The following is a 13,557-nucleotide window of genomic DNA, read 5'->3' on the forward strand; positions in this document are numbered from 1 at the left end:
AATATGCTCTGAAAAAAAGCGCAAGAATCTATAAAAGCCGCAGGAATCTGAAAGTCAGGTCAAAGTGACTTTGGGAGAATGCTCAGCCAGCGACAATAATGCTGGTTCTTTGGAGTGAGTATTATGCTAAATATCAGTTTGTATCTATCAACTGTTTTAATTTGGGGCACCACTTGGATTGCTATTAAGCTTCAATTGGGCGAAGTGGCGGTGCAGGCTTCTATTATTTATCGATTTAGTTTGGCTGGTGTGGTGCTATTTGCGCTGTTGCTACTGAGTCGTCGTTTACAACCTCTGAATCGGAACGATCACTTATTCTGTGTGGTGCAGGGTTGTTGTTTGTTCTGTTTTAATTTCTATTGCTTCTACACGGCTACGGGTTATATCAGCAGCGGTTTGGCTTCGGTGATTTTCTCGATGGCGACGGTGATGAATGTGATCAACAACCGTATTTGGTTTGGCAAAACCCCTACTTTGAGCACCGTTTTAGGGGCGTTGGTGGGCTTGATGGGGATTAGTTTGCTGTTTTGGCCTGAAATCAACTCAGACGGTTTTAACATTGAGGTGTTAATGGGCATAGGTTTAGCGCTACTGGGTACTTGGTTCTTCTCTAGCGGTAATATGGTGTCGGTGCGTCATCAACAAAAAGGGCTTAGACCGCCTTCAACCAATGCATGGAGCATGCTGTACGGTGTGTTGGTGATGAGCATTGTGGCGTCTGTGCAAGGTGTTGAGTTTAAATTTAGCAGTAACCCAGATTATCTTTATTCGCTGTTGTACCTAGCGATTCCCGGTACGGTGATTGCGTTCACAGGTTATCTAATGTTGGTGGGGCGCATTGGTGCCGACAAAGCGGCTTACAGTACGGTGATGTTCCCTGCTGTCGCCTTAACGGTTTCAACCTTTTATGAAGGTTATCAGTGGACGACATTGTCTGTAGTTGGATTCAGTTTGGTAATATTAGGTAACTTACTGATTTTTGCTAAAATACCGCAACGTTTCTTAGCAAAAACAGTCAGCACTTAAGCTTTTTTGGCCACAATATGCCGAAACTGCCCGCCTAAAAATGCAGGCTGGTCGCTGACTTTGGTTAACTGACCTTGTTGCAAGTAAGGCTCTGCACTGCGAGAAATATCGGAGAACAGCACGCGCGTAATTAAATTGGCTAGTTTTCTTAACGGGCTAGCCTTTTGCCCTTCAGGTACAAATTTGTCAAAGAGAGAGATTTGCCCTGTTGTTTTAAGTACACGACTGGCTTCGGTGATACAGCCTGTGGGGTTGGGTACAACGGCTAAAATTAAGTGAAGTAAAACCAGATCAAAGCTTTCATCACCATAGTCTAGCTGTGCGGCGTCCATCACGGCAGTTTGTACATTATGTTCTGTGCGTAGCGCTTCTGCTTTGAGTAGGCTTAACATAGAGGGGGTGATATCAATTGCACTGATCTCAGCATCCTTGGGCAGAAATGCCAAATCTTTGCCAGTCCCTGCGCCTACTATCAATATTTTCGCCTTGGGGGGAATCTCTAAACGAGAAATAGCTTCAGCTCTGCTTTTTTGCAGGGCTTGAATCACAAGGTTGTAAATTGGCGTGTAAATTGTGTAGCGAACACGATTAAGCCAAAGTCCGATCTGATTGCTCAACATATTCCTTCCTCGTAGACCAATTTTGACGATTTGTCATCTCTAAATAAAAAACTTGGTAAAGGTGTCGTTATAACTAGCAAAACACTTGTATTTATTTTTTTTAGATGTATCAATAGGTGAAAGGTTGGCACAGTGTGTGAACTGTTCATATAGCCATGTTTGGTGTAAGGAAATGGTGATTACTGCATAGCCATTTATTTAACCCTACACTGAACTATCCCCAAAATAAAAATAAATAAGGGTGACTTACCACTCTTCTAATACCGATACCAAGGAAGGCCTTCGGGCTGATTTATTATGCGAAAAAAAATACCTGTAACCCATGTCCGTATTGGCATGAGGGTTGTTGAACTGGATGTGAGCTGGCTACAGTCGCCATTTTGGCGTCGAGAGTTCACCATCAATACCCAGAAAGAGCTACAGCAACTACAAGAGTGCTGTAAAAGCGTTGTGATTGATGTCATGGCTTCAACGCCTGCATCTTTGGCTCATTTTCGGCGAAGACCTGCTGCTGAAGTTAAAGTAGTCGAAGAAACTGAAGAAATTGAGCAAGCGCCAGAGCCAAAAGAAGAGATTCCAATCGAAAAAAGAACAGGTTTGCTGGCTGCGCCTGAACTTTTAAGCCGCAAAGAGTTGCAGCATATTGAAAGCAACATTGCGGTTTGTGTGGATGAAATCAAAGACGTTTTCACACGTATTGGTGAAGGTAAATTAGTGAGCTGTAAAAAGCTGACCGATGCGGTTAAGCGCTTGGCTGATGATGCATTGAATGATGCGGCTTCTTTACTTTTGTTGTCTCGCCTAAAAGAGAAAGAGCAGTCTTTGGCTGAGAAGTCAGTTAACGTTTGTATTTTGACCATCGCTTTTGCGCAATATTTACAGCTTGATAGCCATAAAATCCATGTGCTTGGCTTAGGTGCTTTGTTGCATGATGTTGGCATGTTAAAAGTGCCAGAGTATTTATTGACTCATCAAGGGCCGATGAATAAAGCCCAAAAACAAGCCATCGAATACCATGTGATTGAAGGTATGAGCTTTGTTGGTTTGCACGATGAGCTGTCCAGTATTCGTGAGCTTAGGGATATTATTGGTAGCCACCATGAGCGTTATGATGGTTCAGGTTATCCCAAAGGCTTAAAAGGCGATAAGATCCCTTATCTGGCGAGAATTCTAGGTATTACCAGTACTTATGAAGCGATGACGCGAGAGCGTTTTTATAGTGCTGCGGCCAGTCCAACACAGGTATTGTCCAAAATGTACAGTTGGCGCTCAAAGCTATTTGATGCCAGCTTGGTACAGCAGTTTATTAAAGCGCTAGGGGTTTATCCTCCGGGTTCTATGGTCGCATTAGAAGATAATCAAGTGGCATTGGTGACAGCGATTAACCCTGAAAATCGGGCACGTCCTGTGATTCGATTACTGACCAATGAACTGGCCATTAATGACAGCTACAGCGAGGAGCTGAATTTGATGTTGCCAGAGTTGGCGCATATCAAAATCGCCAGAACGCTCGATGAAAGCGATTTCACAAGGTTAGCGGCACTCGGTTCGTGAAGGCTTGATTGGAGAATATGAGGTGGTATGTAGCACCTCATATTATTGCATGATGTTTCACGGAGCCTACTCCGTTTTGATGGCCTAAACTTTTTTGCGTATTAAGCTTTTAATAATAAATCTACTGGGCTGTAGAGCGTTGAGCAACTCTCTTTCTAGGGGCTGAGGTTGCCCTGTGATATAGCTACAAATCATTTCTGCTGCCAGTGGTGCGCTGGCTAAGCCCCGTGAGCCATGACCAATATTTAGATATAAACCTTGGTGATAGCTTGGCGCGGTATCAGGCATTGCTTTGGCATCTTGGCGTAGTGCGCCATAACTTTCGATAAACTGATCATAAATAGGCAAAGGGCCCACCAAGGGTAAGTAGTCTGGGCTGGCACAACGAAAGCCGACCTTGCCGTTTAAACTTGTTATATCGGTTTGGCTGTCTTCAAGGGCTTGGTAAAAAGCAGGCATTGCATCTTTAATCATCGCCAGATTATCAACTTGATCCGACATGCGTAGTTCGGTTGTTTCATCCCGCAGATTAAAACTTGCCCCCATACATAATTTATCGTCAATAGCTGGGGCTATATAACCCTCGTGGCAGACAACAGTTTTCAGGATTGGACTGTTGCTCTGAGTCTGAATATAGGTGGTTTGCCCACGAATTGACTTTATGGGTAGCCAAGCACATTGACTGAACTTTTTGGCGCTGGCTGCACAGGCGATCACAACCTGTTGCGCTTCAACTATCACCTCTCCGGCAGCGTTGAGCAGCTGCCAGCCTTGTTCGCAGGGCTGCAACTGATCTACAGTGCAGTTGGTAAGGAACTCAATATTTTGATGCAGGCTAAACTGTTCGCATAAGCGTGCAGGTTTTGCCCAGCCTGCATTGGGATAGAATAAACCGCCAGTGCCCAGTGCTGTTCCTGCTAAGTTACTGGCCTGTGCTGTATCCACAGCGTAAAGCAGCTGTTCTGGTAAGGTGTTGCGTTGTAAAAAGTTACGTTGACGCTGTTGCTCTTTATCATCAGTTGCCAGTTGCAAAACCCCAGTGGCTTGCCAATTTTCGGGTTGTGCATAACGCTGGAAATAGTGCCTTGAGAACTCAAAGCCTGATAAATAAAACTGGCTATGGGGGGATGGCTCTGTACCCAGCTTGATATAAAGCACCCCTTGACGATTCCCTGAACCTGCACTACCCGCGCTTGTGGCCTGATCTATTAAACTGACTTTATAACCTTGGCGCGCTAATGCTTGCGCGCTTGTGGTGCCTGCAATGCCCGCACCGATAACTGCACAATGTAATGTTTTAGTTATTTGGCTTTTACTGGGCGGCTGAAACCAAGGTGTTGTACGCCAAGGCTGTGCCAATGGGAGTGGTTCGATTGGTATTACATCAGGTGCTGGGTTTATTGTTTGCACAGGTTGCCCATTCTTGATGATCAATTCACCACAGACCATGTGACGCTTGCGACCAAAGCCTTTCACTTTTTTGACGTCAAAGCCTGCCGCTTTTAATCCGTTGCGAACAATACCCGCAGCGGTAAATGTGGCAACGGTAGTACCGTGATCGCTTAAACGGCGTATGGCCTGAAAAAGCTCATCTGTCCACATTTCTGGATTTTTCGCAGGTGCAAAACCATCTAAAAACCAAGCATCTACTTTGGCTTCAAGGCTTGAAAATAGTGTGCTGGCATCACCCTGCAATAAGGTTAACTGTACGCGGCCTTCTGCAAAGTGACGACGATGTACGCCGCCAATGGGAAGAGGGTAAGCTTCGATCAATTGTTCTGCAAAAACCTGTAGTTCAGGCCATAAACTGAGCGATTTTTTTAGATCGTCTAACCGCAGCGGAAACTTTTCCACAGAGATAAAATGCAGGCTTGCTGTTTCAGGTGCAGTTTGTTGAAAAGCTTGCCACGCACATAAAAAGTTTAAACCTGTACCAAAGCCTGTTTCGGCAATAACAAAGCTTTGTCCTGCGCTGTAATCGAAGTTTTGCCAGCGCTCGGGCAACTGGTTGTGTTGCAGAAACACATAGCGCGTTTCATCTAAACCACTGGCTTTCGAGAAGTACACATCATCAAACTCACTCGATAAGGGCAAAGCATTTTCATCCCAGTCGAGCTTGGCATGTTGTAAAACCTGATAGTGATTTTGATTGTTGAGCACGTTGTGATCCGAAAGCAAAAAGGTGGTTAAAAAATAAACAGATTGAGCCTTAACGTTAGGGAATAGGCTGTCAGAGAATCTGTCCTGATCTGATCCACAAAGTTATCCACAGATTCTGTTGGCAAGTTAAAAAATATCAATAAATACAATTGGTTGTATTTGATATATTGCCATGTTAGTGACAGGACTATGATTGTAACGATAACACTACAATTATGGGTATGACTGGTTTGTGATCAGTGACAGGCCATCCTTGGCAGATAAGTCTTAATTTAATAGGGTACTTTCATTTAAGGCAGTACTTTGCGGAAAGGCTTAACCGTTACTTTCTCATAAACGCCAGCGCTGAAGTAAGGGTCTGCATCTGCCCATGCTTGTGCAGCCTCTAAAGAATCAAACTCAGCCACAACTAAGCTGCCTGTAAAACCTGCGGAACCTGGGTCTTCGCTATCAATGGCAGGGTGTGGACCTGCAATAATTAACCGTCCCTCCTGCTGTAGCTGCTGTAAGCGTGCAAGATGATCAGGACGTGCCTGCATACGTTGCTCTAGTGTGCCTTCTTTGTCCTGACAGATAAAAGCATACAACATAACGAAATCTCCAAAACCGCTAAAAAATAGCCAAATAAAAGTGGGCTTTTCAATCAATTAATCAACAGTGTATTTCTATATAGCGCTTAAACATCGCGCTCAGATTGTTCTGTTGAGTCTGTTTTGATATGGCGAGTAAGCCAAATGCCTTGGGCGACGATAAATATCAAAGTTAAACCTAACATACCAAAGAGCTTAAAGTTGACCCAAGCTTCTTCGCTGTAATAAGTAAACACTGCAATATTGACGACACCCATCAGTAGGAAGAACGCAATCCAATAGGCGTTGAGTTTGTTCCATAGCGGTTGGCTCAATTCAATTTGAGCACCCATCATGCGCTGAATCAGGGGCTTTTTGCCAATGATATAGCTACCAGCAAAAGCCGCTGCAAATAACCAGTTCACTACAGTAGGCTTCCATTGAATAAAGGTTTTGTCTTGTAACAGTACCGTAGCCCCGCCCATCACAATGATGAGGACTAAGGTGATGATGTGCATTTTTTCAATTTTTCGGGTTTTATACCAGCCAATCAGTACTTGTAAAATGGTGGCCGGAATTAGCACCGCAGTCGCCAAAATCATGTCTTTGGTGTAATGGTAAACGCCAAAGAAGATGGCGATGGGGAAAAAATCTAAAAGTAATTTCATGGTGTTATAGGCACTTGTCTTTCATACTTATGGGATGACGGCAATCTTCGCACGTCGAGCGTTTTTTTTACAGGTATCAGGCTGAGAACAGACAAGAGTCTATGTTATTTCAGCTGGCCTGCGATCTGTTATAGACCTGTGATCTAAAAATGGGTTCTGTAACTCAGCAAAGGTAAGTTATGAATCGATACTGGTCAGGTTTTGATCTGCACAGCCACTCTACTTGTTCAGATGGTAAATTAACACCCAGCGAGCTGGTTGCTTTAGCAGCCAAACAGGGCGTACATACCTTAGCGCTTACCGATCATGATACGGTATCGGGTATTGAAGAAGCACAAAAAGCGGCATTGGTTGAAGGGATTAATCTGATTGCGGGTGTTGAAATCTCTACCACATGGAGTAAGCAAAATATTCATATTGTCGGTTTAAACTTGGATATTCATCAGCCGGATCTGCTGGAGGGTTTGGCTATTCAACAGCACTCGCGTTTACAGCGTGCACAGTTAATTGCAGAACGTTTGTCTGGTTTAGGTGTTGAGCAGTTATTTGAAAAAGCGGCACAACAGGCTAATGGTGGTGAAATTGGTCGACCTCATTTTGCAGCTGTCTTAGTGGCAGAGGGGCTGGTTGATCATCCACAAGAAGCGTTTAAAAAATACTTGGGAGCGGGTAAAAAAGGGGATGTAAAAAGCTTTTGGCCCGAAATTGAGCAGGCTGTGCAGTGGATTCATGCCGCAGGTGGTCAAGCTGTGTTGGCTCACCCATTGCATTATAAAATGACCAATATGAAGCGTCGCGCACTACTAAAAGCCTTTAAAACTTGTGGTGGTGATGCGATGGAAGTGGTTTCTGGTATGCAAAGCCATGACCAGACGCACTATATGGCGCAGCTGGCTAAAGAGTATGATTTAAAAGCCAGTTCAGGCAGTGACTTTCACTTTGTGACCCAGTGGCAGCTGCCGGGTAAATTTAGTGCATTACCAGAAACTGTAGCACCGGTGTGGCTAGACTGGCAGGAACACTAGACACAAAATGCATATGCATGAACGATTTTGCAGCAAGTTGAAGAATCAAGTTGGCTCTTCGTTAAGTTTATCAAGTAAGGAAATATCATGAGTCAGTTCTTTCAATTACACCCTGAGAATCCTCAGGAGCGTTTAATTCGCCAAGCGGTTGAAATTATTCGCAAGGGCGGTGTCATCGCTTATCCAACAGATTCTGGGTATGCCCTAGGCTGCCAATTGGCGGATAAAAAAGCCATTGAGACTATCAAACGTATTCGTCAATTGGATCAAAAGCATAATTTTACTTTGGTGTGCAGTGATCTGTCAGATATCTCCAATTATGCCAAGGTAGACAATGCGGTGTATCGCCTACTCAAAGCACATACGCCGGGGGCTTATACCTTTATTTTGGATGCCACTACAGAGGTGCCGCGTTTACTGTTGCATCCCAAACGCCGCTCTATTGGTGTGCGTATTCCTGATCATAAAATCACCTTGGCGCTGTTGGCTGAGTTAGGTGAGCCGCTGATGAGCACGACCTTGATATTACCGGGGCAAGAACTGCCTGAAACTGACCCTTATGAGATTCGATTACAGCTAGAACACACACTCGATCTGATTATTGATGGTGGCGCTTGTTCAATGGAAGCCACTTCAGTTGTGGATTTACGTGAGTTACCACCTGTGATAGTGCGTGAAGGTAAAGGTGATATTTCCCCTTTTGTGTGAGACTTAACAGTCATCAATAAATTTCGGTTTCAATAATTGAATCAAGCGCTTATTGCTAAAGCGCCTGATTCAGCCTGCTTCCTAGCACAATTTAAACTGTTCAGATGGGATTAGTCTGTATAGAATCAGCGTTTCTTATCTTGCAGAATATTGCATGACATCGCTATTTAGGAGACAGACGGCCGTGACGGTTGACTGGAAAAGCCTTTCCTCTCAAAACTCTATTGAGGTTTTTTACTCAATTCAAATCACTCATAGGATATTTTCATGAGTGCTTTAGTGCCGTCTGAACAACTTGAATTTTGGGCGCGAGTGGGTGACGAAACCGTTACCGAAGTCCCTGTTGATCTTTATATTCCTCCTGAGGCGTTACGTGTTTTTTTAGAGACATTTGAGGGCCCACTTGACCTTCTGCTTTATCTGATCCGTAAGCAAAATCTCGATATATTGGCCATTAATGTCGCACATATCACGCGTCAATATATGGAGTATATGGAGCTTATGCAGGAGCTAGAAATCGGTCTTGCGGGTGAGTATCTGGTGATGGCTGCGCTATTGACTGAAATTAAGTCACGCTCTTTATTGCCACGTAGCCATAATACAGAAGATGAAGACGACGAAGACCCACGGGCGCAACTGATTCGTAGGCTGCAAGAGTATGAACAATTAAAAGAAGCCGCCGAGAAACTTGATCAGCTACCACGGCAAGAGCGTGATATTTTTCCAGCTCAAGTGCTAGTGCCTGAGTATGAGAGTTATCGTCCACCACCTGAAGTTGATTTGAATGAAGTGATGGTGGCGATGGCCTTAATTTTAAAACGTGTTGATCGGCAAGCGCACCATCATATCGAAATGGAACCGCTGTCTACCCGAGAGCGTATGGCGCAGATCTTAGAGTTACTGTCAGAACAACAGTATATGTTGTTTGAACGCCTGTTTAAGGTTGAAGAGGGACGGTTAGGTGTTGTCGTCACTTTCTTAGCGCTGATGGAACTGGTGAAAAGCCATCTGGTTGATCTAGTGCAAACAGAACCTTTCAGTCCTATTTATGTGCGTGCGCGTACCTTGCAGCCTGATCAAGGTGATGGATCAGATGATGATTGGCAAGATGAAGTGGCTGCTGAGTTTGAATCAGAAAGCCCATACGAACTAGATGGCGAGTATGTTAACAAAGAGGTAGCGGATGAAGGTTGAGCAGCTCAAACCGTTATTCGAAGCAGTATTGATGGCGGCAGATCAACCGTTGTCATTGGAACAACTAGAGCAGATATTTGATGAGTTTGAGCGACCAGCGCGTAGCCTTATTCGAACTGTTTTGAGTGAGTTAGTAGAGGACTACCAAGGCCGAGGCATAGAGCTGATTGAGCTGGCTAGCGGCTGGCGTATTCAAGCGCGAGCGCAATATGGGCATCGAATTTCGCGCTTATGGCAAGAGCGGCCACAAAAATACTCACGAGCATTGTTAGAAACATTGGCATTAGTGGCTTATCGGCAGCCCGTGACCCGTGGTGATATTGAAGAGATTCGAGGCGTTACGGTCAGTAGTTCTATCATGAAAACCTTATTAGAGCGTGAGTGGGTACGTGTAATTGGCTATCGTGATGTACCTGGTCGTCCTGCAATGTACGCGACCACTCGACAGTTTCTAGACTATTTTAATTTAAAGACTCTCGATGGGCTGCCAACACTTTCAGAAATTAGAGCGTTAGGCGAAAGTTTAGAGGCGCAGCAACAAGCAGCCATTGCCGCTGAAGAAGCCAAAATGATTGCGGCACAAGAAGAGAAGCGTCGACAGATGTTGGCTCAGGCATTGGCCGAGCATGCTGAAGATGAGGCCAACCAAAAACAGAACCAGAATACAGACTCGCCTGAAGACGAGTCTGCTTTAACTTTTACCGCTTTATCTGAGCGTTTAGAGGCTCGGCTCAATCAAGTAGAAGAGCCAAACCTTGACGATTTTAAAATAAATGACGAGGTAGACGCGCCCAAACAGCCGCTGATACCCGACACTGATCAATAAAATAGGCATTTGTGTGAACGAAGTTAAAACAGAAAAACTACAAAAAGTATTGGCGCGTAGCGGTATGGGTTCACGTCGTGAGATGGAACGTCTGATCGAAAGTGGTGAAATTACCATTAATGGTAAAACTGCGACACTGGGTGATCGCGTCAGTATGCAGGATATGGTGGCAATTCATGGTCGTCAGATCAAACTGACCGCAGAAGAAGATGTGCCGCGCCGTGTCATCATGTACAACAAGCCAGAAGGTGAATTGTGTACCCGTAATGATCCGCAGGGTCGTCGTACAGTATTTGACCGTCTACCAAAGCTAAAAGGCGAACGTTGGATCTCAATTGGTCGTTTGGATATCAATACCAGTGGCCTACTACTGTTTACCACCGACGGTGAACTGGCTAACCGCTTGATGCACCCTTCTCAACAGATCGAGCGTGAATACGCGGTACGTGTGATGGGTGATGTGCAGCCAGAGCATGTGAAAAATATGGTAGAAGGCGTAATGCTAGAAGACGGTCTAGCTAAATTCACCGATGTGCAAGAGTTTGGCGGTGAAGGCATCAATACATGGTTCCACGTTGTGATCATGGAAGGGCGTAACCGTGAAGTACGCCGCCTTTGGGAATCGCAAGGTTTAACCGTAAGTCGTCTGAAACGTGTACGTTACGGCAGTATTTTCTTAGACAAGCGCGCCCGTGCAGGTGAGTGGATTGAATTAACACAGCAAGAGATTGATCAGCTGACTGAGCTAACAGGGCTGCCAAAGCGTCGCAAACGTGACACCACTGAAAATCGTGAGAAGATTGATCGTCAGCGTAAAAAGACTCGTGCGATCCGTAATGTGAACAAGCATTCGCGCCCAAAACAAGAGCAGACGAAATAAATTTGTAAAAAGACTTGCGCGCGCAAAATATATCAGTATACTTTGCGCCCATGTTGAAGGGTCGTTAGCTCAGTTGGTAGAGCAGTTGGCTTTTAACCAATTGGTCATAGGTTCGAATCCTATACGACCCACCATTCAACAGTTAAAATCACTTATTTATTATGCGCTTGCCTACCAACGGTGCTATAAAGATAAATAAGCTGATATAGGGTCGTTAGCTCAGTTGGTAGAGCAGTTGGCTTTTAACCAATTGGTCATAGGTTCGAATCCTATACGACCCACCAGATTCTAAAAAACCGCATAGCAATATGCGGTTTTTTTTTGCTTGAAAAATCAAATAGCATGACAGGCTAAACCCCTGATCCGAGTATGAAAGGCTAGCGCGGTATAAAGCATAATAAATCATATAACATATTGATTTTAAAGCTTGATTTTTCTGGATGAGTTGATAGAATACGCGAGTACTAAAGGGGTCGTTAGCTCAGTTGGTAGAGCAGTTGGCTTTTAACCAATTGGCCATAGGTTCGAATCCTATACGACCCACCAAATTCTAAAATAGCCGCATAGCAATATGCGGCTATTTTTTTGTCTGAATTATTTATAATAAAGCAGCAGGGCCGCAAATACCTTGCTTTAGGCTTATCAGTAGTTTTACTCCTCACCCCGGTTCAATCTGTGCTAGTATTTCCGCCCTCAAATAGAAGCGGTTACACCCGTAATAGTGCTTCTCTTATCGTTACAATTCATTGATTGGCATTGCTATGTTTTGGTTTGCCTTAACTATGGCAATGCTTTGTTAGGGTTGGGTTCAGTCCATGAGTACGCAACAAGACCAAGCTCTGGTTCGAGAGCATCTTTCTCAATTGGGAAGTCAGCATCAGGGTGATATCCCCGTAAATGCAGAGCAGCAAGCCGCACAAATCGCGCGCATTAAACAGCTGCTACAAGAGCAGGATGCGGTACTTGTCGCGCATTACTACACACCTGACTACATTCAAGCCCTAGCTGAAGAAACAGGGGGCTGCATTGCCGATTCATTAGAGATGGCACGCTTTGGCGCCAATCACCCTGCGTCAACCTTGATTGTGGCAGGTGTGCGCTTTATGGGTGAAACCGCCAAAATTTTAAGTCCAGAAAAGCGCGTCTTGATGCTGACCTTAGAAGCGACTTGCTCACTGGATATCGGCTGTCCTGTTGATGAATTCAGCGCCTTCTGTGACCAGCACCCTGATCGCACCGTTGTGGTTTATGCCAATACATCAGCGGCCGTTAAAGCACGAGCAGATTGGGTGGTCACCTCAAGCATTGCATTGGAAGTGGTTGAACACTTAAAAGATAAAGGCGAAAAAATCATTTGGGCGCCCGATAAGCACTTAGGTGGATACGTTCAGAATAAAACAGGTGCTGATATGCTCCTGTGGGACAGCGCTTGTATCGTACATGAAGAGTTTAAAGCCAAAGGCGTTTTAGACCTGAAAAAAGTCTATCCAGATGCTGCTGTGCTGGTTCACCCAGAGTCTCCGGCTTCAGTGGTAGAGGTGGCTGATGTGGTGGGCTCAACCTCTCAACTGCTTAATGCCGCAAAGACCATGCCCAATAGCACCTTTATTGTGGCAACAGACCGTGGCATTTTCTACAAAATGCAGCAACAGTGCCCAGATAAGCGTTTTGTAGAGGCTCCTACTGCCGGTTCGGGCGCGACTTGTCGTAGCTGTGCTCACTGCCCTTGGATGGCGATGAACGAGTTAGACGCCCTAGAGCAAGTGCTGAAAACAGGTGATCAAGAGATCACCGTGGACACTGAGCTTGGTGAAAAAGCGATGCTGCCACTGACGCGCATGCTGAATTTTGGTAAGTAGGTATAGGTACGATAAGTGCAGGATTAAGCGTAGGGCGCTAAACTTGCTCAATAAAAAAGGTGATGCATTTGGCATCACCTTTTTGCTTTGGGGTTTGGCTAAAGAGCCTTAATCATCTCTGTTCAGCACTTCTAACAGCTCAATCTCAAAAATCAGATTAGAGTTTGCTGGAATCATTTCGCCCACTTGGCGTTCGCCATAACCCAGCTCCGCAGGCACAAAAAGTTTGCGTTTGCCGCCTTCGCGCATCTCTTTCAAACCGAGTACCCAGCCTTGAATCACACGGCGCGCACTCAATACTGTTTCAAAGGGAATGCCCTTACGGTATGAGCTGTCAAACTCGGTGCCATCTTCTAAAAAGCCACGGTAGTGAGCTTTAATTAAGGCACCTTTTTTGATCATGGTGCCTGTGCCGACCTCTATGTCTTCAATTTTAACTTCAGCAGACATTCAATAAACCTATCTGTA

General features: G+C 44.9%; 13 protein-coding genes and 3 tRNA genes. 11 read left to right on the top strand and 5 right to left on the bottom strand.

The genetic code is table 11. From position 1 onward, the window contains the following. Positions 1 to 123: 123 nt before the first annotated feature. A complete protein-coding gene (locus tag B5D26_RS01680) occupies positions 124 to 1,026 on the top strand; it encodes a DMT family transporter (RefSeq protein ID WP_078743964.1) in 903 nt (300 codons plus the stop codon). On the opposite strand, the gene B5D26_RS01685 is transcribed toward B5D26_RS01680, so the two are convergent. After that, complete coding sequence (locus tag B5D26_RS01685; protein ID WP_078743965.1) at positions 1,023 to 1,646, bottom strand: class I SAM-dependent methyltransferase; 624 nt, start codon at positions 1,644 to 1,646, stop codon at positions 1,023 to 1,025. The genes B5D26_RS01680 and B5D26_RS01685 overlap by 4 nt on opposite strands. A gap of 297 nt (positions 1,647 to 1,943) precedes the next feature. Between B5D26_RS01685 and B5D26_RS01690 the strand changes: the two genes are divergently transcribed. Next, on the top strand, positions 1,944 to 3,200 hold the full coding sequence (locus tag B5D26_RS01690) for a cyclic di-GMP phosphodiesterase (protein ID WP_078743966.1): 1,257 nt from the start codon (positions 1,944 to 1,946) through the stop codon (positions 3,198 to 3,200). Positions 3,201 to 3,284: 84 nt separating this feature from the next. On the opposite strand, the gene mnmC is transcribed toward B5D26_RS01690, so the two are convergent. The 3 genes from mnmC to B5D26_RS01705 all read right to left on the bottom strand — a co-directional run bounded on the left by mnmC (position 3,285) and on the right by B5D26_RS01705 (position 6,597). Next, positions 3,285 to 5,360 (bottom strand): bifunctional tRNA (5-methylaminomethyl-2-thiouridine)(34)-methyltransferase MnmC2/FAD-dependent 5-carboxymethylaminomethyl-2-thiouridine(34) oxidoreductase MnmC1, encoded by a 2,076-nt coding sequence (gene mnmC / locus B5D26_RS01695; protein WP_159445559.1) that lies wholly within the window; start codon positions 5,358 to 5,360, stop codon positions 3,285 to 3,287. A 290-nt stretch (positions 5,361 to 5,650) separates the two neighbouring features. Beyond that, positions 5,651 to 5,950 (bottom strand): YciI family protein, encoded by a 300-nt coding sequence (locus B5D26_RS01700; RefSeq protein WP_078743968.1) that lies wholly within the window; start codon positions 5,948 to 5,950, stop codon positions 5,651 to 5,653. A gap of 86 nt (positions 5,951 to 6,036) precedes the next feature. Continuing rightward, complete coding sequence (locus B5D26_RS01705; protein ID WP_078743969.1) at positions 6,037 to 6,597, bottom strand: septation protein A; 561 nt, start codon at positions 6,595 to 6,597, stop codon at positions 6,037 to 6,039. Positions 6,598 to 6,776: 179 nt separating this feature from the next. Between B5D26_RS01705 and B5D26_RS01710 the strand changes: the two genes are divergently transcribed. The 9 genes from B5D26_RS01710 to nadA all read left to right on the top strand — a co-directional run bounded on the left by B5D26_RS01710 (position 6,777) and on the right by nadA (position 13,089). Further along, positions 6,777 to 7,622: a PHP domain-containing protein gene (locus B5D26_RS01710; protein ID WP_078743970.1), complete on the top strand. Its 846-nt coding sequence runs from the start codon at positions 6,777 to 6,779 to the stop codon at positions 7,620 to 7,622. Positions 7,623 to 7,709: 87 nt separating this feature from the next. Then, complete coding sequence (locus B5D26_RS01715) at positions 7,710 to 8,330, top strand: L-threonylcarbamoyladenylate synthase (RefSeq protein WP_078743971.1); 621 nt, start codon at positions 7,710 to 7,712, stop codon at positions 8,328 to 8,330. 267 nt (positions 8,331 to 8,597) lie between these two features. Next, a complete protein-coding gene (locus B5D26_RS01720; protein WP_078743972.1) occupies positions 8,598 to 9,524 on the top strand; it encodes a segregation and condensation protein A in 927 nt (308 codons plus the stop codon). Then, the gene (gene scpB, locus B5D26_RS01725) at positions 9,514 to 10,350 is read left to right on the top strand and encodes an SMC-Scp complex subunit ScpB (RefSeq protein WP_078743973.1); all 837 of its coding nucleotides are present in this window, start codon (positions 9,514 to 9,516) and stop codon (positions 10,348 to 10,350) included. The genes B5D26_RS01720 and scpB overlap by 11 nt, the downstream gene beginning before the upstream one ends. Before the next feature lie 64 nt (positions 10,351 to 10,414). Then, entirely contained in the window at positions 10,415 to 11,230 is an 816-nt protein-coding gene (gene rluB / locus B5D26_RS01730) for a 23S rRNA pseudouridine(2605) synthase RluB (protein ID WP_078744129.1), read from the top strand. 58 nt (positions 11,231 to 11,288) lie between these two features. Beyond that, a tRNA-Lys gene (locus tag B5D26_RS01735) sits at positions 11,289 to 11,364 on the top strand. A gap of 74 nt (positions 11,365 to 11,438) precedes the next feature. Further along, positions 11,439 to 11,514 (top strand) — tRNA-Lys (locus B5D26_RS01740). A gap of 186 nt (positions 11,515 to 11,700) precedes the next feature. Continuing rightward, positions 11,701 to 11,776: transfer RNA gene (locus B5D26_RS01745), tRNA-Lys, on the top strand. A 269-nt stretch (positions 11,777 to 12,045) separates the two neighbouring features. Next, positions 12,046 to 13,089, top strand: a complete 1,044-nt coding sequence (gene nadA / locus B5D26_RS01750; RefSeq protein ID WP_078743974.1) for a quinolinate synthase NadA — start codon at positions 12,046 to 12,048, stop codon at positions 13,087 to 13,089. A 108-nt stretch (positions 13,090 to 13,197) separates the two neighbouring features. Here the strand turns inward: nadA and B5D26_RS01755 are convergent, their stop codons facing one another. Next, positions 13,198 to 13,539, bottom strand: a complete 342-nt coding sequence (locus B5D26_RS01755; RefSeq protein WP_078743975.1) for an FKBP-type peptidyl-prolyl cis-trans isomerase — start codon at positions 13,537 to 13,539, stop codon at positions 13,198 to 13,200. Between the last annotated feature and the right edge of the window lie 18 nt (positions 13,540 to 13,557).

Source organism: Oceanospirillum multiglobuliferum (assembly GCF_900167095.1).
Taxonomy (GTDB): domain Bacteria; phylum Pseudomonadota; class Gammaproteobacteria; order Pseudomonadales; family Halomonadaceae; genus Oceanospirillum; species Oceanospirillum multiglobuliferum.